Origin of the sequence: Prochlorococcus marinus XMU1408, assembly GCF_003208055.1 — a bacterium.
Lineage (GTDB): Bacteria > Cyanobacteriota > Cyanobacteriia > PCC-6307 > Cyanobiaceae > Prochlorococcus_B > Prochlorococcus_B marinus_A.
This window is the reverse complement of the sequence record NZ_QJUE01000002.1, coordinates 512,563-532,694: the sequence shown is the minus strand read 5'-3', so window position 1 is coordinate 532,694 and position 20,132 is coordinate 512,563. Positions and strand designations below refer to the sequence as shown.

The window sequence follows — 20,132 nt, the reverse complement described above, 5'->3', positions numbered from 1 at the left end:
TTCGATCAAAGAAAAAGATAAAACTAAAGCTAAAAAATCAATACTTATAAGAATAAAAAATCTAGTTCTTGACCTGACTTTCTTTAGATAACTAACAAACCTTACTAGAGAATAGATAATGTTCCTAATAAGATTTTGAGAATGAAGGACCATTAACAACCCAATTTTTTTTACTAGAAATCTATAAATTTAGCATATAATACATAAAAATAATTGTAAAGTTAAAAATTTATATTTATTATTGATTAATTAAATACTCCTATTTGTAACTATTTCATCTGAGCCAGGAGGAGGAGAAGGAACAAGTTTTGTCTTTCGACTCGCAATAACTTGCAAATCTTTACTGGATCCAAGTCTTTTAAGTAACAAAACCACTAAATCCAAACTAAGTCTTCTAGATAAAAAACTTATTAGAGTAATTAGAATTAAAAGTATATCAACGAAAATGTTTTTTTTATCGACATAGAACAAGCCCAATATACTTTTACCTGGCCTAACAAGCTGATTATAGGCAATATTAGGGTCATAAGTATTTGAAATAATATTTCCCTCATCAGAAAAAACAATTGAAGCAAAATCTGTTAGTCCAGGTTTAATACTTAATAATTTTTTTTCCATACTTGTATATAAATCTGTCTCTCTTTTAACATTTGGTCTAGGTCCAACTAAAGACATATCACCTTTGAGAATATTAATTAATTGCATAATCTCATCTATCTTATATTTCCTTATGAAAAAACCAATTGGTGTTATTCTACTATCATTAATTACGGTAGAATCAACTTTTGTATGCTCTGCATTAATAATCATTGTTCTAATTTTGATCATATTAAAGACACGCCCTCCAATTCCTATTCTTTTTGAAATGTATAAAGGTGATTTAAAATCATGAATCCAAACACAAAATAAACATATAAATATAAACGGATGTAATAAAAACAATCCTGTAAGAGATAAAATAATATCAATTAGTCTCTTCATTCTTACTTATAAAACTTAATAATACTATCACAAACATAATTTACATCGTTATCACTGATAAATAAATTTATAGGTAACATAAGGCATTTCTTAAAGAATAACTCAGTATTAGGAAGATTCAAATCAAATCCTAATTCTTTAAATTGATGTATCCCTTGACCACCCCACTGAATTAATGTTCCAATATCTAAATCATGTAAATATTTCTTCAATTGATTTCTATTTCTTGCTGTAATTTCATAGTTTTGAAATATATCAAAATGCTTATCCTCAGAACCAGGAGCAGGTGGGAGATTTATGTATTCGAGTGTAGATAATCTTTCTTGATAAATACTGGCTATTTGTCTTCTTCTTTTAATAACATCTTTGTAAGATTTTAATTTAAAATCTAATATTGCTGCATTTAAATTATCAAGACGACTATTTCTTCCCCATCTTCTAACAATTCCATTTAAATCTCTTCCGTGATCATGTAATTGATAAATCGTTTGAAATAAATTCTCAGAGTTAGTAAGAATCGCTCCACCGTCTCCGAGGCATCCTAAAACTTTAGCAGGATAAAAACTAATTGAAGAAGCATGACCAAATGTTCCTGCAAACTTTCCATTAAAAGATGAACCTAATGCCTGTGCTGCGTCCTCTACAACGTACAAATTATATTTATTAGCTATTGACATTATTTTATCCATATCGCATGTTCGACCATTTAATTGCGTTGGCATAATACCAACGGTATTTTCATTTATTGCCTCTTCAACTTTTAATGGATCAATTAAATTATCATAACCAATATCAACAGGTATTGGTTTACCACCTGCAAGTTTAATTGCTGAAGCAGTAGCTAGCATAGTATGAGAAGAAATAATCACCTCATCTGTGGGATTTAATCCAATTGCCATCCAACACATCTCAAGACCATCTGTAGCATTAGCAACACCTATTGAATATTTAGCTTTGGTAAAAGATGATAAATTTTCTTCAAATTGACTCAATTCATTTTGCATTATAAATGCACCTTTAGATGAAACTTCGTCGATAATCTTTAGATAGTTATCTCTATCATCTAGATAGTGACGAGAATAGTCAAAAAAAGGGACTGCTGTCATTCATCTTTTTTTATATAACTAGAAATCTAGCATAAATAGGAAACTTATTAAATTCAAATCTTTTTTAGAATTAATTTTGAACTATAATAAATTTAATTTTAGCTATTACTCTCTGAATATTAGGATAATATTCATCCTCTAAATTCATTGCCGAAGGTGCCGCACAATTAGGTAAACATATTTTTTGTGGCTGAGTCTTTAGTAATGATAAATCAATGTTTTCACAAACCTTACTTATTATCTCTGAGCCTATTCCACAGCTATCCCAACCACCATCTATAACTAATAACCGTCCTGTTTTCTTAACAGAATTTATAATTAGATTCATACGTAAAGGGTTTAATATTCTTAGATCAATTAATTCTATTGAATTTATATTTTTACTTGAATTTAATTCTTTAATTGCTTGCTTGGCTAACAAAACAGAATAACTACAGGCTACAATAGTTAAATCACTTCCATTATTTAAAACTAATGGGCCTTGTTCTGCGAGATTTATTTCTTTTATAGGCGATAATATCTCTTTTTGACTATATAACCATCTATCATCAATATAAAGAACAGGATCAGGTGAAAGACAAGAGGCTATTAACAAGTCCCTGGCATCTGTTGGAGTAGCAGGCATAACCACTCTTAAGCCAGGAATATGAGAAAATAATGAATGTAATGCTTGAGAATGTTGAGCGCCTTGCTCTCCTCCACGATTAATTATGGATCTAATTGTCAGACAAGGGGAACTACATTTGCCCGCATACATATAATTCCATTTAGCTGCTTGGTTAACAATGGTGTCCATTGCATAAAGCATAAAATCCATACGAGGATGGACAACAATTGGTTTCATTCCAGTTATTGCTGCTCCTAAAGCTGCACCAGTTGTTGCTGATTCAGAAACGGGAGTATCTATAACTCTATCTTTGCCATAAATCGTATCCAGATTTAACATTGTATTTCCAACATACCATGGGCTCCAAAGTCCTTGTCCTATAACAAAGACCTCAGGATAGTTCTTTAATAGATATGAAAAAGCCTCTCTAATAGCATCACAATAACTAATTTCAATATCATTATTAAAAGACATTTTTATTGACGATAAACGTGATCAATTAATGAGTCAGGATTAGGTTTAGAGGCATTCAATGCTTTAATCCAAGATTCTTCCACATAAGACTTTAATTCGTCCCTTATATTTTTGAGATCTTTCTTAGTAGTTAAACATTTATTTAGTAAAGAATCTTCTAATCTTTTAATGGGATCTCTTCTTTTCCATTTTTCAATATCAGTTTTAGATCGACTAACACCCACATCGATATCTTCTCTCCAATCAACATGACCTAACCATCTATAGGTTACAGCTTCGATAAAATATGGTCTATGCTTATTTCTACAATTACTAATTATTTTAGAGGCACATTTAAAAAGTTCTAACACATTATTACCATCAACCAAAAAAGATTCAATATCATTAGCTTTTGAATATCTAGAAGAAAAAGGACTTGGCTGGCGTTGAGAAATATGCAAATGGCTGGAAAATAAATTATTTTCTAAAACAAAAATCACAGGAAGTTGATTAATTCTTGCAAGATTAAGAGACTCATGAACTACTCCTTCTTCAATAGCTCCATCACCAAAATAAGATACTGATATTGATTTATTTTTTTTCAATTTAGATGTAAAACCAGCTCCAACAGCTAGTGGAACAGTTCCAGCAACAATTGGTACAGATCCATAAAAACCTACAGATTCATCAATTAAGTGCATAGACCCACCCCTTCCTCCAGAAAGGCCTGATGATTTGCACAGAATTTCAGCAAAAAAAGATTGTAAGTTAGTGCCCAAAGAAAGAACATGACTATGAGAACGATGATTGCCAAAAATATAATCTTCTTTATTAAGACACTCAGAAATTGCTGTTGCGATAGCCTCTTGTCCAATACCCAAATGAACAGGAGATCCGATTTTTCCTTCCTTCTTATTAGAGGCTAAACATTCCTCAGTAAATCTAATAAGTAACATTTTTTTTAATATTTTCATCAAAAAACCAATTTCATAATCAGAAACATCTAAAGGTGATATATAATAATTTGGGTCAATTAAATTAAAATTATCAGACATTGAATAAAGCTAAAAGAAAAAAGGTGGAAGACTAGTAATTAGTTAATTTTTCAATTCTATCAACAAGATCGGCATAAATCTTGTAATAGTTAAAATTTGAATTATACAAATTGATAGCATTATCTGACATTATAGATCTTAATTTTGGATTTTTATATAATTTTAAACAAGCATCTTTAAAAAGATCGGGAGTTGTACAAGAAGCTATACCCACATTATAATCCCTAGCTAAAAAAGCAACATCGCCAGATAAAGTCGTAATAAAAGGAGTAGAATATTCAAGGCTTTCAATTACTTTATTTGGAATACTCATATTAAAATGGTTAAAATTATTATATGGAGATAAAGTTGCTATTGATGAATTTATTATTGTATAAGCATCGATTTCATTTACTTTTCCAACTAAAAGAACATTGAGTGAATCACTAAACAATTTCTTTAGTCGTTGAAATTGATCACCAGATCCACATATAACAAATGAGATAGAAGGGTCGTATATATACATATATTTAGACACATGATATAAAATATCAAAATCAAAAGAATTTGTTAGGCTTCCAACAAAAGTAAAATGCTTTCTTAAACTAATATCTAAATTATAATCTTTCCAATAAATAAAAGATTGCGATAAATCATCAGGTTTAATATCAATAGGACGACGAACTAAAGGCAATACAAAATCACTGTTGTAAGTAGTAGCTGAATTTAATTTTCTTTTACTAAATTGCTGAGACCACTTAAGAAAATTCGGTGTAATTGAAGATATAATTGAAGCATTTTTAATTGTATACTTTGAAATCACATAATATGGAAAAAATAATATTTTTAATATAGGATGTATAATCTTTGGGAAAGGTTGGAGAAAGGTTACTGGCCAATTATCCTTTATATCTAATAAAAAATTAATATTACGAGCATGAAGCCAAATCTGTAAAACAAAAGCACACTCAATGGGAGGGTAACCTATAAAAACAAAATCAGGGGTCCTAGGTTTTTTAAAATAGAGAAATATTATAAGATTTAAGGATAGAATTAAATGATCAAATAATCTTGCTATTCCTACGTGTTTTGTATAACCAGTTGAAGGAATTAAATTAATATTGAGTAGTTTATTTATAATTAACTTTGAAAATTTACCAGTTCTATGGAGTTTAAGTTGATGGTAAAAATCTGAACTTATAATTTCAACATTATGTCCTCTCTCAATTAGCATATTAGATAAATTAACAGCCCTCATTGGTCTATATTTCTCAGTATCACAATGAAGAGGCTCTCCAGTTTGAAATATCCAAATATGCATTTTTATTAAAAATCAGAAAAATCAACGTCATAAAAGGATAAATCGCCTTTGATTATTTCTTTAAGATGTAATAAAGGATAAATAGAAGAATGAATAACTTTTATAAGATAAAAAGGATTAATTTTTCTATTATAAATAGACTTCAAAATATTATAGATTAATAAACCTATTCTAGATTTAATAAATACAAATATATTTGAAATGTTCATACTAAAAAGCCTACAGAAAATAAATGTGTCATATGTTTGTAATTGATATAAGTAAGGCAAATGAGCTATTCTTCCAGAGGATGTCTGAAGATCTTTATATTTTGCAGAACTTGTATAAATCATATCTCCTTCACGATTTAAAAATAAGGAATAAGAAAACATTAAGTATTCGTTATTAGAATATGTAATAAAATTTGATGGAAAAGAGTATTTTTTAAAAAGTGAAGTTTTAAACATACCTGCACAAGTTGAAATCCATTCACTTTTTAAAACAAAATCATTAGAAACATCAGGATGAGAAATTGCTAGAGAAGGAGAAACGTATGGATGGGTCTTTTCAAAAAGTAAAGACGTCTCAAAAAACTGTTCAAACTGGTAGAGTAAATTCTCAAATAAGTTTCTATTTTTATTAGATATCTTAATTAAATCAATATCTAATCCTTGAGCGGCAATACAATCTGGACTAGAATCAAATAAGGTAAGTAACTGCTCATAATAATCTTCCTCTAGGATTACATCACTATCTAAAAAAGCAACAATTTCTGTAGTAACATATTTAACACCAAGATTTCTAGCCTGAGCTCCACTATTTATTAGAGACTTAAAATATCTAATGGGTACACCGTTCTGAAAAGTTTCAATAATAGATTTAAGTTTTTTAGTCTCATAAATATTTGTATTATTATCAACTATAATAATCTCATAAGGCTTTTTTGTTTGCTTATTAACTGATTCTAAAGAATAATGTATAATATCGTTTCTAAGATAAACAGGCATAACTAAAGAGAAATTTTTCATTATAAATTGTTTTTTTTATTATAATTTGATATAAAAAAAAGTCTAGTCAATTAAGAGATTATCTAAGATCCCATTAGGAAGCAAAAGCAGAAAGAATGGGGCCATATTTAATGGATTACCAATAAACAAAGTAAAGAATACAATAAGTAAATAAAATGAAAAAAGCAACTTTGTAGGCAAAGAAGTATGAGCTCTAAAAATACGTCGAAAAGTTAAAAATATAAAAATCAATGTAAATGTAAAACCAACCAAACCTAAATCAGTTATTAACAATACAAACCCTTCGGCCTGAAGACTTGAATCATCAAGAATAAAATAATATCCACGTGATTCTGATGCAGCAAGTACATCTTTTGTTAATGGCTTCAGAAGTTCACGAGATGTATACCATCCTGTACCAAATAAAAATTCATAGGGATTTGCAATTTGCAATTTCTTGTAAGCTGTAGATAAAGATATCAATCTGACATAATCGCTTTGCAACTTATCTGCTGTTGTCTCCAATCTTTCGTCAAAAAATAATTGTCCTATACTATTACCTAAACCTGTAAAATTATTTGATTCAACTGGCGCTAATTTAGCTATACTGCCCCATGAGCCTATGCAAATGGACAAAACTAATATTATATTAAAAATATTACTTGGTTTAACACTTTCTATAATATAAAAAGATAGAAATGGTACAAGTATCAGAAGACCTAAGCGAGAATCATGAATTATTACATTAATCAAATAAAATAATATATATAATATATATCTAGAGTTTAAATTGAAATTTGCTTTTTTCCAAAGATTATATATACTTGCTAATAAAGGAACACCCATTAAAAAGGCGCCTGAGCTACCTACAAAAAAATCATCTTGATGTGTGTAGAAATTACCATAAGATAAATAACCTATAATAGAAACTATAAAGTAAACAATAAAATAGGTTAAGGAAGAAGCGAAAATAATATCATTAAATTTCTTTCTATAATTACAATCATAAAGAATATAGTTTTGATTAGCTATATATATAATATAAACAATAGCAAAATATATACACCAATATAAAATTCTTAAATCAGAAAGAATTATTACACCTATAATTGATTGGATAATAAGATAAGTAAAATAAATGAAAGCTAAAAGTGAATAATTATAATAAATTGGAAGTTTATAATTCCATTTAGATAATTGTATTAATACTAAAGGAAGAGATAACAAGGAGGCGAGGGTTAATCCAAAGAATTTAAATCCAGATGGTATTATAATTGAATAAAGAAGATACTTTGAAATTTTCATTATATAAGATTAAGCTCTTATAATATTTTCAGAAGGTTGAAATCTTCCCCTAGTATCAATTAAAAGATTACTATAATTTCTAATAGCATAATAATCAAAACTATCATGATCAGTGATTAAAATGGTAACATCAAATGATCTTAGGTTTATCTCATTAAGCTTAACACTGTTTAAATTAAAGTAATACTTTCTAATATTAGGAAATTTATCAAAAAATGGATCACTGTATTGAATATCAGCTGACTTATTTCTTAAAATCTCCATTATTTCTACTGCAGGAGATTCCCTCATGTCATCAATATTTTTTTTATATGAAATACCAAGTATTAAAATCCTACTATTAGAAATAGGTTTTCCTATTTGATTAAGTGCATCATTGGTTTTATCTACTACATACTTAGGCATAGCCTTATTAATTTCTCCAGCTAGTTCAATAAATCTAGTATTAATATTAAATTGCTTTGCTTTCCATGTTAAAAAGAATGGATCAATAGGAAGACAATGACCACCTAAACCAGGTCCTGGATAATAAGGTGTGAAGCCAAATGGTTTTGTAGAAGCTGCTCTGATAACTTCGTAAATATCAATATCTAATTTTTCTGCCAACTCTTTAAGTTCATTAACTAAACCAATATTAACTGAACGATAAATGTTTTCCAATAATTTTGTCATCTCTGCTGCTCTTGTAGAGCTTACCTCAACAACATCTATAAAAATTTGACTATATAAAAAATTCCCAACATGTCTGCAATTATTAGTAATTCCACCCATTACCTTGGGTGTATTTTTATTATTAAAATTATCATTACCAGGATCTTCTCTTTCTGGAGAATAAACAACAAAGAAGTCTTCACCAATAGTTAATCCAGATCTCTCAACAATTGGTTTAATAATCTCCTCTGTCGTTCCAGGATATGTAGTACTTTCTAAACTTAATATTTGTGATTTTCTAAGATAAGGAGCTATAGAATTTAATGTTGTTGTTATATAACTCAAGTCTGGTTCTCTGTGATCATTCAATGGAGTTGGTACACAGATAATAATGCAATCAATCTCAGATATAATTCTGAAATCTGAGGAAGCCTTTAACAAATTTTTATTAACACAATTTTGTATCCTATTAGTTTTAATATGATGTATATATGACTTACCACTATTAAGTGAATCAATCTTTTTATTATCTATATCGAAGCCGATCACACTGAATTTTTTTTCGGCGAAAGATAAGGACAAAGGAAGTCCAACGTACCCCATCCCAATTACACCTATAATTGCAGAATTAGTTTTTAATTTTTGAATAATTATTTCCTTAAATTTGCTACCACTATCATGAATACTGGTCTTCAAGCTTGGGTTATACAAACTATTGTAACTAGATTTCTAGATAAAATTTAGCATAGTTGCCCAAAACAATCAATTTCATTTAAACCAATATTTAATATTTCAATACCATGGGCATCCATTTAGAAAATATAGCTTAAAACAATCTATTCATTTATTTTAATAAATAAATGAATAGATTGTAGGAATAAAACTTTATTCAGAGACTAAACTGTTTCCATTTAACCTATAAATAGAATTTGTTTTTTTACAGATCCATGTTTTACTACCTGAAAGAGGTAGGGGTATTCTTTCTCCATAAGCACTCATCCAACCTCTATGAATTGCAGGTAAACCCATCATTAATGCATATGGTTTTACATCTGAATTAACTAACGCGCCAGCTGCAATAAAGGCATTTTCGCCTATTTCGACACCACATATGATTGTAGAATTGGCACCGAGAGTTGCTCCTTTTCTTACGATTGTGTCTTGATATTCGTTTTTTCTACTAACAGCTGATCTTGGCTTAGAAACATTAGTGAAAACCATACTTGGTCCACAAAATACAAAATCTTCAAGGATTACGTTGTCATAGACAGATACATTATTTTGGATTTTCACATTGTCACCTATAACAACATTATTTCCAATAAAAACATTTTGACCTATTGAACAGTTTTTACCTATAGTTGCTTTAGAGCAAATGTGCACCCAGTGCCATATTTTTGTATCTCTGCCAATAGAAGCACCATCATCAACTATAGAAGTTTTATGGATTACAACATTGTTGAATTGAGTCATGAATCAACAGATTGTCTTTTTAATATAAAATACTCCATTAATTGCGACTAAGCTGAATCCATAGAGAATATTTTATACAACACATTAAAAATGAAAAATAAATTACCTAATTTTATATGTGTTGGAACACAAAGAGCAGGTACAACAAGTTTTCATGAAATACTAATTCAAAACGAAAATATATTTATGCCAAAGAATAAAGAGATACATTTTTTTGATAAAGATTCTAACTATAAAAAAGGTTTAGAGTGGTATTTAAATGAATTTAAAGAGGCTGAATATGAAAAATGTATTGGAGAATGTACGCCTGATTATATGTTATATAATTATGTTCCTAAGAGAATCCAAAAAACATTGGGTGAGGATTTGAAAATAATTTTTATTTTAAGAAATCCAATTGAAAGAGCGTATTCTCAATATAACTTTCATTTGATGGAAGGTGTAGAGAAGAATCTTTCATTTATTAATGCAATAAAATCAGAGAACATAGATAAGCATAATAGTACCTATAACGAATGGTATAGCCCAGCATATTATATTTCTAGGGGTTTATATACTGTACAAATTAAACGTTATTTAGAATATTTTAAAAAAGATAATATGTATTTTGTACTCTTTGAAGACCTTTATGGAACAAATAGCCATAAATATATAAATGAGATTTTAAATTTCCTAAAAATCAAATCAAATCATAATAACAAATTTCACATAAAAGGAAAAGAAGAAATAAAAATTCCAAAAAATAAATTAATAAACTATATATTTGATAGAACTAATTCAAGAATTAAGATAATAAGAAAACTAATTCCTAATAAACTTTATTCAAGGATAGTAAGATATTCAAGAAAGCATCTGATGACAGAGCCAAAAAAATTAAGTAATAAAACAAAACTTGAATTAAATAATATATATTATAAAGAAGAAATTTTATTACTAGAAAAATTAATAAACAAAGATTTAAGTAGGTGGATTAGATGATATTAAATAAAAAATTATAACTAATACAATATAAATAGAAATCAAAAGACATGAGTATAAGGTTATATAGAATCATAGACTTTATTAACTTTATCCATCTCAATATGAAAATTACAATCTTTTTTGATAATAGATCTTGCATTTTTACCAATATCCCTCGACAAAGATATATCAGAAGTTGAGAGTTCTATTAATCTAGATAATTCATAGAAATCTTTATTGCTAAATAAATACCCAGACTTTCCATGAACTATGTAATTTGAATTCTCAGAATTATCCGAAACAATGACTAATCTTTCACATGACATTGCCTCTGCAACACTAGCGGATAAACCTCCATCGCGAAGTGATGTAGAAACATATATGTCTAATGAATTATAAAAATTAATATTTTGTGTGCCAAGCTGCCTCCCAATAAGCTTTACAGAGTCTTGTAGATTATTATTAAGAATATATTGCTCTATCGAAGGTTTGAGAGAGCCTTCATTGGCTAGAAGAAACATATAATTAGAATTTTTATTTAGCAATTCTTTTGCTGCTTTTAAGAATGTAAAAGGATCATAAATAAGCTCCATTAGCCGATTTGTACCAACTAAAATTTTATGATTAGTTGAATCAACATAAAAAGGTTTATTGATATTGGAATATAATTTTATATCAGTACCAAATGCAATTATTGAGCTCCTAGATTCTACTGCTCCTAATTCACAGGAGGATTTAAGTAACTTTATAGAATCACAAATAACATAGTCAGCCTTCCGGAATAGATACTTTAACCAAATCCTCTTGATTAGATTTTTTCTATTTTCGTAGATATCACAACCCCATGGAGTAAGAATAATTTTTTTGTACTTGCTGGCAAACAAAATAAATAAAGAATTCCAACCTAAATAGTGAATATGGACAATGTCATTACTTCTAGAACGAAGAGTAAGAATTGCTTTAAAAAATTTAAAAAAGTCAAAAACAGATTTTATTATAAAATAATTAATACTATTGTTAATTTGATTATCTGAAGAAGGTGCTGAAGAAACTACAAAAACATCCTTATCTTTTATATCTGCAAAATAATTAATCCATCTAGTAGTATGAATAGAATTTAAATTCGCAAGATATATTAATTTCACTTAAATGGTAAATTACTTATCATAATATAGCAAAGTCTAAACAATATTCAATTAATAAATTTTAGGATATATAATATAATAATTAAACTTATTATGATAAAATACATATATGTGTGGAATATCTGGGATATTATCAATTAATGATAAACCTATAAATAGAGAACATCTTGAGAAGTTACATCAAGCGATTGAACACAGAGGGCCTGACTCAGAGGGCTACTATTATGATGAACATATTGGACTTGCACATCGAAGACTCTCTATAATAGATCTTAGAAGAGAATCAGATCAACCTTTTAATGTCGATGAAAGATATGTATTAATATATAATGGAGAAATATATAACTATATAGAAATAAAGAAAGAGCTCATAAAGCTTGGTCATTTATTCAAAACAGAATCAGATACCGAAGTATTATTAAAAGCATATATTCAATGGGGTGAAGATTGCCAGGAGAAATTTAATGGGATGTGGGCATTTGCTATTTGGGATAGAGAATATAAGGAATTATTCTGCTCAAGAGATAGATATGGAATTAAACCATTTTACTGGTCTATTTACTCTGATTGCTTTTACTTTGGATCTGAAATTAAACAATTAAGAATTGATAAACTTGGAAGTAAAGTAAATTATGAAGAACTATCGATTTTTTTATATAGTGGATGCACTAATTCTACAAATAATACATTTTTTAAAGATATAAATTCACTAGAAGCAGGTCACTCATTAAAAATAAATCGTAAAGGAGAAAAGTATATAAAATGTTGGTACGATCTAAATAAAAAAATAAATATAGATGAAAACGAATTTAAACCTGATGAATTTTTATATCACATTAATAATGCAATAAGAATCAGAATGAGGAGTGATGTCTCATTAGGAACAGCTCTTTCTGGAGGCTTGGATAGCTCCCTAATAGTAACACTCGCTTCAAATCTTTATTCAAGAAAAAATAAAGACAAACTATTTGGAATACATGCAAAATCTACTGAAGAAGATACAAATGAATCGTATTATGCAGAAATAGCTGCTAAACATGCTGGATGTAGCTTGATAAATGTAACACCAAGTTATGAATATTTTAAAAAAATTATTAATGAGATAATTTTTTTTCAAGACGAACCATTTGCGTCAACCAGTAGCATTATGCAATTTAATGTTATGAGTAAAGCCAGAGCTTTAGGTCTTAAAGTAATGCTTGATGGGCAAGGCTCAGATGAAATTTTACTAGGTTACACAAGACTAATATTACCTAGGTTAATAACAACATACAGAAAAAATGGTATATTAGGTTTTCTAAATGAAATTAAAAACTCAAATAATAACAATAACGATATAAATTACAAGAGTCTAATTAAATATTTAATAGGAGGGGGAAGTAGTAAGTTAAGAACATCTTATTTAAGAAATAGATTAAATTTTGTTAATTTATCAATAGATCCAACATATAATTTATACGAAGAATTAAAAAATCAAAGAGGACATATAGTTAATTCTCAAATAATAGAATTAAAAAAAACATCGCTTCCACAAATATTAAGATCAGAAGATAGAAACTCAATGGCTAATTCAGTAGAGGCTAGGGTCCCTTTTTTAGATTATAAACTAGTTGAGTATTGTCTAAATTTAAAATCAGATTCTAAAGTCAAAAATGGATGGACAAAGTATCCAATACGCAGCATAAATAAATTACCAAGTGAAATAGCGTGGAGAAAAAGCAAGTTAGGATATGATTCTCCTGAGAAAGCATGGGACAAAAAGTTCTCACGTGAAATGCTATCAACTATAAGAAATTCACCTTTAATTTTAGAAATCACAAATATAAAGGAATTAGAAGAAAAATGGAATGTATTAAACTCAAAAGAAAGATGGAGACTGTATAACGTTGCTATATGGCAAAAAATATTTAAAGTAATTTAAATATAAATTACTTTAAATAATATAATCTAATAAATCAAATCATTCATAACTATATAATTTTGTATTTCATCGAATTTAGCAGATCCACACATATACAAATCCTCCATTTTTGAAAGTTTAATAAACTCTTTGATTGGAAAATTATAATTATTTTCTACACAGAAGAGTATTAAATTGTTAGAACTGTATTTGAATAATATAAAAAAAAGATTATTTTTATTTATAAGTAATCTATTACTAAAATTCATTACTGATTGGTCTTGTAAATCATCTATAATAATACATAAAGGATTTGAATAATTTTCTGAAAAGTATTTTAAAGCTTTTGAAGAATTCCTATCATTTCTTTTCTTAAAGTACTTTGTAGATCCATTGGGCCCATCAATAAATAAAAAATCTGCTTCATTTAAGTAGTTATATTTGATAAGTTTATTTAAACTATACCAATCATCATTGGTAGGTACGTGAATCAAATTAAATTGATTTAGGTAACTTAATTTTAGACCAACTAAGTTTCTAAATATAAAAAATATATTTTCTTCAATTGAATAAAATTTACAATTAAACTTTTGTGTATATTCAGCTAGATAATGAGTGCTTCTGCCAGATCCAAACTCAACAATCTTTCGAGGTTTAATAAGTAAAAGAATAAATTGAATAAGTAACCAAACCTCATAACTTTTAGTAGGCCATAAATTTATAGCAAACGATCTAGGTAATTTAAAGAAAAATAGGTTTTTTATCTTTAATAAAATAAATTTTATAATGCTATATAATATGTTAATCATGTCAAATTTACTATTTTATAGCAAGAAAACCTTCAAAACAAGAAAATTTCATTATGGTAGAAATATCTTTAAAACCTGCTTGTCTTAATAAATCTAAATTACCCTGCGTTGAAAAAGGTTCTAAAATACCTTTAAGACTCTTAGTCTTATTTAAAATTTGACTTGGACTAAAACCGTTAGATTCCTTCCACTCATTATACCAACATGTAGCTATATCTTGAAATCTCGCGTCAGGTCCTCTTACTTTTTCAAACAAGAAGAAAGCTCCACCCCAATTTAGACTTTTATAAATCCTATTAAAAAGTAATTGACGATATTTTGGATAAATAAATTGAATACAATAATATGAAATGATTATATCAGATGGTTCATAATCAAAATTGACACAATCCTGATTTATGATATTAATATTAGAAATATTTTCTGTATATTTAGAAGCAAATTCTGTCATTTTCTCTTCGGAATCAATACCAATCCAAGTAATATTTTTTTTGTTTTTATTCTTTTTAGCTAATTGAGAAATTAATTCACCCGTGGATACTCCAATTTCATAACAAACACTATTATCCTTTACAAAAAAATCGCTATAGTCACTTATTAATTTATGTCCTTCTCTGTAAAGAGGGATTGATTTTCTAGCATGTTCAATGAAGTTTTCAGGAACATCGCCAGCAAAATTCCATGATGATGACTCTGTCTCTATCTTGTCGCCTACATTCATATAAGAATTTCAGTATTGACATAGCATACTAGAATTCTAGTAACATTTGTATTTTGGATTTATAAATGCCAACAGATCTACAAAAAAATATAGATTGGTACAAGACATATTCAAAAAATACAGGCGGTGCATATAGAAATTCACTAATTAACCCAGAAAACTTCTATCAAGTTTTTGCTCGTGATATTGCATTCTATAAAGTACTAAATTTTATCGACTTAAGAAAAATAAAAACTCTAAAAGTATTGGATGTTGGATGTGGAGATGGGAATGGAACAATAAAATTTATTCAGCTTGGCTTTTTACCATCAAATGTTTACGGCATTGAATTAATAAAAGAAAGATTGGAAAAAGCAAAAAATCAGTATCCAAATCTAAATTTTATGATAAATGATGCCTCCAATTTAGAATTCGAATCTAATAGTTTTGATTTGGTTAATGAATCAACTATGTTCATTCACTCTATTGATAAGGTTGAATCAGATGAAATAGCAAAGGAAATGATAAGAGTTACAAAAAAAAATAAATATATAATACTTCAAGATTGGAGATATTCAAAGCCATGGAATCATAATTACAATGGTTTATCTAAATCAAGAATCAAAGAAATATTCTCAGTTGGTGTTCTAACAGAACTCATTTGCCAAAGAAATGGAGCTTTGATTCCGCCTTTAGGAAGGAGAATATCTAGGTATTTTCCATATTTATATTTTATAATAAGTGCATTATTTCCATTTTTAGTTGGGGGAAATGTTACATTACTAAGAAAGCTATAAATAAGTATCGATTTCATAAAATTTATACTTAATTTTAATTTAAAATATTTTATAACTAATTAAGATGGTTTATAAATATGTAAATATACAATAACCATTGACTGATATTAAATAAGAATATCTCTATAATAGTAATATAGAAAATTAAATTAATTTGATTTATGTCTATTAAAAATCATATAATTATTAAAATAATTACTAAAGTAAAATCTTTAAAAATTTTTAAAAATCTTGTTGACAGATTATACAATTCAAGTATGTACTGGAAATATAGGCATATAATTAATAGTTCATTTTGGTATAATCAATATAATCATTCAACGGAAAAGTCAAGAAATATTTATTCTGATATATCTAAAAAATATTCACTAAATACCTTTTTTGAGTTTGGATGCGGAAGTGCTCCAAATCTAAAGAATATTATAACTAACCATTCAAAAGATATTAAATATTTAGGATATGATATAAGTAATAAAGCTATAGATGTATGTAGAGAAAAGTATTCTGATAAATCATATAAATTTATAAATAAAATATCAAAATCAATTATAAAAGATACACTTGCATCTTATAAATCAGAATCTTTTGATTGTGCAATATATCACAGAGTTTTTTACCTTCTAAATAAAAAATTAATAACAAAACATTTGTATGAATATTCAAATTTATTTAAATATATAATAATATATGATTTCCATAAAAAGAAATCACTACAGGACTCCTATCTTTATAGAAACTATAATATTTTAGATTACGAAAGTTTACTTTTAGAGTTTGATTTCAGTATTATTTTCAAACAGAAGACAGATCCATATTCAGAATCGCAATACTTTAGGAATAATGCACATTTTCTTTTATTTAAAAATAATAAAAAAAATAATATCTAAAAATAATTAATTAATTAATTATTTCAAACCTAATTGAGTCACGAGTTCATCATAATAGAAAACTAGTATTCTAGTCTTATGTTAGAATTAGATTATATATGCTTAATAATGGCTGACAACAAAATAAATATTGCCTTGGTTGGTTGCGGTAGGATCTCGAAGAATCACATTAAGGCTATATATAATCATTCAAGCAAAGCAACTTTGATAGCAATTTGCGATCCAGAAGAAGGAAGAATACAAACAGTAATTCAATCAATAAAAAAAGATTTTGCGGGTATTGGTGAATCACCAATCAGCTTTACTAGCTATAAACATATGCTGGAGTCTCACGAAAGGCATGAACTAAAAATTGATCTTGTCGTAATTGCAACTCCTAGTGGAATGCATTCCTCTCAGGTAATTATGGCTGCTAAAAAAGGTATTCATTGTTGTTCCGAAAAACCAATGGCTACTAATTGGACGGATGCCAAAGAAATGGTAAAAGCTTGTGAAGATAATGATGTTAAATTATTTATAATGAAACAAAACAGACTGAATAAAACCTTAAAACTATTGAAAGAGCAGATAGAAAAAAAAAGGTTTGGGAAAATCTACTTAGTCAATGCAAATGTATTCTGGCAGAGGCCTCAAAGTTATTATGATCAAGATAAATGGAGAGGCACAAAAAATTTAGATGGTGGAGCATTAATGAATCAAGGTATTCATTATGTTGACTTAATACAGTGGTTGATTGGACCAATAATTAAAATAAATGCATTTACAGCAACTCTTGGAAGAGAAATTGAATGCGAAGATACCGCAACATTACAATTTTCATGGGAGTCGGGAACACTTGGAACAATGGCAATAACAATGCTTACATTCCCACATAATATTGAGGGTTCTATTACTGTATTAGGTGAAAAAGGAAGTGTGAAAATAGGAGGTGTTGCCTTAAATGAAATAAAATATTGGAACTTTAAGGATATAAATTCGGATGATAAAGAGAAAGTAGAATTTAATAATTATAAAATAGATAATGTTTATGGGTTTGGACATGAGAAATATTACCTCAATATGATAAATGTATTAAATGGAAAGGAAGATCCAATTTGTAGTGGAAAATCAGGATTAAATAGTCTAGAGCTTGTTGTAGCTGCTTATAAGTCTGCCAATACTAATCAAATAGTTGAAATACCATTAGACTTAGAATAAATACATATTTAAGACAATTAAAAAATAAAAATGAAACAAGAACATTCAATTAAATTAATACAAAAAGTATTATCAATACTTGAATTAAAAGAAAAAATTAAATTAGCTAAATTATTAATATTAATGTGCATAGTTGGATTAATGGATGCTATAAGTATTGCATCAATAATACCAGTACTTAAAATAATTAGTCAAAAAGAAGATGCGTTTAACAATTATGAATCTATTACTAATTATTTAAATATAATAAACATTGGAGATATAAATTTAGAACTATTAACTATATTAATAGCATTGTTTGCTACATTTATAATAACATTATCAACTTTATTTAAAATATATTCTCAATATAAGATTAATAAATTTGTTGAATTCATAAGAGATAATATAGCTGTAAGATTACTAAAAAAATATATTTCAAAAAAATATAATTTTATATATAAAAAAGACTCAGCTGATATATCAAAATTAATACTTTCCGAAGTTGATCAATTTATTATACAAGTTTTTAGACCAACAATGTTACTTATGACAAATGTAATTATACTTATATTTATAACCACTTATTTATACTTTACAGATCCAAAAGCTACATTACTATCAATAACATTTATAGGTATTTTCTATATTGTATTTTACAGTATAGTAAAGAAAGAAACGGCAAGAATAGGCATAATTACAAGTGAAGCTAATAAAGAAAGATTCAAAATGGCTAAAGAATCATTTGAATCAATTAAAGACATAAAGATATATGCTGCTGAAAATTTTTTTATAAATAGATTCAAAATACCGTCAAGAAGATTTGCCGAAAAATTAGCTGATTATCAAACAATAAATGAAAGTCCAAAATATCTATTAGAGTTATTTGCGTTTTCTGGTTTAATGATTATAACTGTATTTTATAGAATTGAATCTAGTAATTCATTAAATGGTCTTACTATGTTGGGAACATTTGCATTTGCTGCTTACAGATTGCAACCTTCCTTGACTGCTATATTTCATGGTTTAAGTAGTATTAAATATGGTTCTAAAATTGTTAAAAATATCTTAACCGAACTAAAAGAAGAAAATACATCTAATAATAATTTTATTAAATATATTAACTTCGGAAAATTTGATAACAGATCTATAGAAATAAAAAATATGAATTTTCATCATAATAATAATAATATCAATATTTTGAACAATATAAATTTAAAATTAGAAAAAAAAGGATTACTCTTGGTTATTGGAAACAGTGGTTCTGGTAAAAGTACACTTTTAGATATTATTAAAGGATTAATTACAGCTACTTCTGGTGAAATAATAATATCGGAAGAATTTAATAAAGAAAACTTAATTTCATATCTTCATCAAGACTATTCACTATATGATGATACAATAAGTTCAAATGTAGCTTTTGGGGTTAATAAAGAACTAATAGACAAAGCTAAATTAATCTATTCATTAAAAAAAGCAAATATTTGGTCTCATATTAGATCATTACCTAAAGGAATAAATTTCAGGCTAGGTGAAAGAGGACAAAATTTCTCTGGAGGGCAAAAACAAAGAATAGCTTTTGCTAGAGCAATATACTTTAATCCAAAAATATTAATTCTTGATGAGCCTACTAGTTCACTAGACTTTGAAGTTGAAAAAGAACTAAATAATATTATTTTAGAAATATCAAAAAAATCTCTTGTCATTATGGCAACACACAAGTTAACAGTTATGCCACCAGATACAGATGTTGCTTGGATTGATGATAAAGGAGAATTAAACCTTTGCAAGTTAAGAGATTACAAGAGTATAAAACAATAATAATAGTCTAAAAATAAAAA

At 27.3% G+C, this 20,132-nt stretch carries 18 protein-coding genes; 6 read left to right on the top strand and 12 right to left on the bottom strand.

Annotated elements, in window-relative coordinates; all coding sequences use genetic code 11:
- Positions 1-249: 249 nt before the first annotated feature.
- The 9 genes from DNJ73_RS04305 to DNJ73_RS04265 all read right to left on the bottom strand — a co-directional run bounded on the left by DNJ73_RS04305 (position 250) and on the right by DNJ73_RS04265 (position 9,917).
- A complete protein-coding gene (locus DNJ73_RS04305; protein WP_158466471.1) occupies positions 250-981 on the bottom strand; it encodes a sugar transferase in 732 nt (243 codons plus the stop codon).
- Between the two features lie 2 nt (positions 982-983).
- On the bottom strand, positions 984-2,087 hold the full coding sequence (locus DNJ73_RS04300; RefSeq protein ID WP_158466470.1) for a DegT/DnrJ/EryC1/StrS family aminotransferase: 1,104 nt from the start codon (positions 2,085-2,087) through the stop codon (positions 984-986).
- A 70-nt stretch (positions 2,088-2,157) separates the two neighbouring features.
- On the bottom strand, positions 2,158-3,168 hold the full coding sequence (locus tag DNJ73_RS04295; protein WP_158466469.1) for an alpha-ketoacid dehydrogenase subunit beta: 1,011 nt from the start codon (positions 3,166-3,168) through the stop codon (positions 2,158-2,160).
- Positions 3,169-3,170: 2 nt separating this feature from the next.
- Positions 3,171-4,202, bottom strand: a complete 1,032-nt coding sequence (locus DNJ73_RS04290) for a thiamine pyrophosphate-dependent dehydrogenase E1 component subunit alpha (protein ID WP_158466468.1) — start codon at positions 4,200-4,202, stop codon at positions 3,171-3,173.
- Positions 4,203-4,233: 31 nt separating this feature from the next.
- Positions 4,234-5,502 (bottom strand): glycosyltransferase, encoded by a 1,269-nt coding sequence (locus DNJ73_RS04285; protein ID WP_158466467.1) that lies wholly within the window; start codon positions 5,500-5,502, stop codon positions 4,234-4,236.
- 5 nt (positions 5,503-5,507) lie between these two features.
- A complete protein-coding gene (locus DNJ73_RS04280) occupies positions 5,508-6,509 on the bottom strand; it encodes a glycosyltransferase family 2 protein (protein WP_158466466.1) in 1,002 nt (333 codons plus the stop codon).
- Between the two features lie 42 nt (positions 6,510-6,551).
- Positions 6,552-7,793 carry a hypothetical protein gene (locus tag DNJ73_RS04275; RefSeq protein ID WP_158466465.1) on the bottom strand — a complete coding sequence of 414 codons (1,242 nt, stop codon included), beginning with the start codon at positions 7,791-7,793 and terminating at the stop codon, positions 6,552-6,554.
- A gap of 9 nt (positions 7,794-7,802) precedes the next feature.
- A complete protein-coding gene (locus DNJ73_RS04270) occupies positions 7,803-9,140 on the bottom strand; it encodes a nucleotide sugar dehydrogenase (RefSeq protein WP_257473324.1) in 1,338 nt (445 codons plus the stop codon).
- 189 nt (positions 9,141-9,329) lie between these two features.
- The gene (locus DNJ73_RS04265; RefSeq protein WP_158466464.1) at positions 9,330-9,917 is read right to left on the bottom strand and encodes an acyltransferase; all 588 of its coding nucleotides are present in this window, start codon (positions 9,915-9,917) and stop codon (positions 9,330-9,332) included.
- A gap of 90 nt (positions 9,918-10,007) precedes the next feature.
- Between DNJ73_RS04265 and DNJ73_RS04260 the strand changes: the two genes are divergently transcribed.
- The gene (locus tag DNJ73_RS04260) at positions 10,008-10,895 is read left to right on the top strand and encodes a sulfotransferase domain-containing protein (RefSeq protein WP_158466463.1); all 888 of its coding nucleotides are present in this window, start codon (positions 10,008-10,010) and stop codon (positions 10,893-10,895) included.
- A 62-nt stretch (positions 10,896-10,957) separates the two neighbouring features.
- Here the strand turns inward: DNJ73_RS04260 and DNJ73_RS04255 are convergent, their stop codons facing one another.
- A complete protein-coding gene (locus DNJ73_RS04255) occupies positions 10,958-12,022 on the bottom strand; it encodes a glycosyltransferase family 4 protein (protein ID WP_158466462.1) in 1,065 nt (354 codons plus the stop codon).
- A gap of 109 nt (positions 12,023-12,131) precedes the next feature.
- On the opposite strand from DNJ73_RS04255, the gene asnB reads away from it, so the two are divergent.
- Positions 12,132-13,943 (top strand): asparagine synthase (glutamine-hydrolyzing), encoded by a 1,812-nt coding sequence (asnB, locus tag DNJ73_RS04250; protein WP_158466461.1) that lies wholly within the window; start codon positions 12,132-12,134, stop codon positions 13,941-13,943.
- 26 nt (positions 13,944-13,969) lie between these two features.
- On the opposite strand, the gene DNJ73_RS04245 is transcribed toward asnB, so the two are convergent.
- Both DNJ73_RS04245 and DNJ73_RS04240 read right to left on the bottom strand, forming a co-directional pair.
- Complete coding sequence (locus DNJ73_RS04245) at positions 13,970-14,731, bottom strand: hypothetical protein (RefSeq protein WP_158466460.1); 762 nt, start codon at positions 14,729-14,731, stop codon at positions 13,970-13,972.
- A gap of 10 nt (positions 14,732-14,741) precedes the next feature.
- A complete protein-coding gene (locus DNJ73_RS04240; protein ID WP_158466459.1) occupies positions 14,742-15,452 on the bottom strand; it encodes a methyltransferase domain-containing protein in 711 nt (236 codons plus the stop codon).
- Between the two features lie 65 nt (positions 15,453-15,517).
- On the opposite strand from DNJ73_RS04240, the gene DNJ73_RS04235 reads away from it, so the two are divergent.
- From DNJ73_RS04235 to DNJ73_RS04220, 4 genes are all read left to right on the top strand, one after another.
- Complete coding sequence (locus DNJ73_RS04235) at positions 15,518-16,228, top strand: class I SAM-dependent methyltransferase (protein WP_158466458.1); 711 nt, start codon at positions 15,518-15,520, stop codon at positions 16,226-16,228.
- A 161-nt stretch (positions 16,229-16,389) separates the two neighbouring features.
- A complete protein-coding gene (locus tag DNJ73_RS04230; protein ID WP_158466457.1) occupies positions 16,390-17,115 on the top strand; it encodes a class I SAM-dependent methyltransferase in 726 nt (241 codons plus the stop codon).
- Positions 17,116-17,223: 108 nt separating this feature from the next.
- Positions 17,224-18,312, top strand: coding sequence for a Gfo/Idh/MocA family protein (locus DNJ73_RS04225; protein WP_219045857.1), 1,089 nt, complete (start codon positions 17,224-17,226; stop codon positions 18,310-18,312).
- A gap of 30 nt (positions 18,313-18,342) precedes the next feature.
- Positions 18,343-20,112: an ATP-binding cassette domain-containing protein gene (locus DNJ73_RS04220; RefSeq protein WP_158466455.1), complete on the top strand. Its 1,770-nt coding sequence runs from the start codon at positions 18,343-18,345 to the stop codon at positions 20,110-20,112.
- Positions 20,113-20,132 lie beyond the last annotated feature (20 nt).

Excerpts from the sequence above, each read along its gene's own strand:
- DNJ73_RS04305 (WP_158466471.1), bottom strand. The coding sequence starts at position 981 with ATGAAGAGACTAATTGATATTATTTTATCTCTTACAGGATTGTTTTTA.
- DNJ73_RS04300 (WP_158466470.1), bottom strand. The coding sequence starts at position 2,087 with ATGACAGCAGTCCCTTTTTTTGACTATTCTCGTCACTATCTAGATGAT.
- DNJ73_RS04295 (WP_158466469.1), bottom strand. The coding sequence starts at position 3,168 with ATGTCTTTTAATAATGATATTGAAATTAGTTATTGTGATGCTATTAGA.
- DNJ73_RS04290 (WP_158466468.1), bottom strand. The coding sequence starts at position 4,202 with ATGTCTGATAATTTTAATTTAATTGACCCAAATTATTATATATCACCT.
- DNJ73_RS04285 (WP_158466467.1), bottom strand. The coding sequence starts at position 5,502 with ATGCATATTTGGATATTTCAAACTGGAGAGCCTCTTCATTGTGATACT.
- DNJ73_RS04280 (WP_158466466.1), bottom strand. The coding sequence starts at position 6,509 with ATGAAAAATTTCTCTTTAGTTATGCCTGTTTATCTTAGAAACGATATT.
- DNJ73_RS04275 (WP_158466465.1), bottom strand. The coding sequence starts at position 7,793 with ATGAAAATTTCAAAGTATCTTCTTTATTCAATTATAATACCATCTGGA.
- DNJ73_RS04265 (WP_158466464.1), bottom strand. The coding sequence starts at position 9,917 with ATGACTCAATTCAACAATGTTGTAATCCATAAAACTTCTATAGTTGAT.
- DNJ73_RS04260 (WP_158466463.1), top strand. The coding sequence starts at position 10,008 with ATGAAAAATAAATTACCTAATTTTATATGTGTTGGAACACAAAGAGCA.
- asnB (WP_158466461.1), top strand. The coding sequence starts at position 12,132 with ATGTGTGGAATATCTGGGATATTATCAATTAATGATAAACCTATAAAT.
- DNJ73_RS04245 (WP_158466460.1), bottom strand. The coding sequence starts at position 14,731 with ATGATTAACATATTATATAGCATTATAAAATTTATTTTATTAAAGATA.
- DNJ73_RS04240 (WP_158466459.1), bottom strand. The coding sequence starts at position 15,452 with ATGAATGTAGGCGACAAGATAGAGACAGAGTCATCATCATGGAATTTT.
- DNJ73_RS04235 (WP_158466458.1), top strand. The coding sequence starts at position 15,518 with ATGCCAACAGATCTACAAAAAAATATAGATTGGTACAAGACATATTCA.
- DNJ73_RS04230 (WP_158466457.1), top strand. The coding sequence starts at position 16,390 with ATGTCTATTAAAAATCATATAATTATTAAAATAATTACTAAAGTAAAA.
- DNJ73_RS04225 (WP_219045857.1), top strand. The coding sequence starts at position 17,224 with ATGGCTGACAACAAAATAAATATTGCCTTGGTTGGTTGCGGTAGGATC.
- DNJ73_RS04220 (WP_158466455.1), top strand. The coding sequence starts at position 18,343 with ATGAAACAAGAACATTCAATTAAATTAATACAAAAAGTATTATCAATA.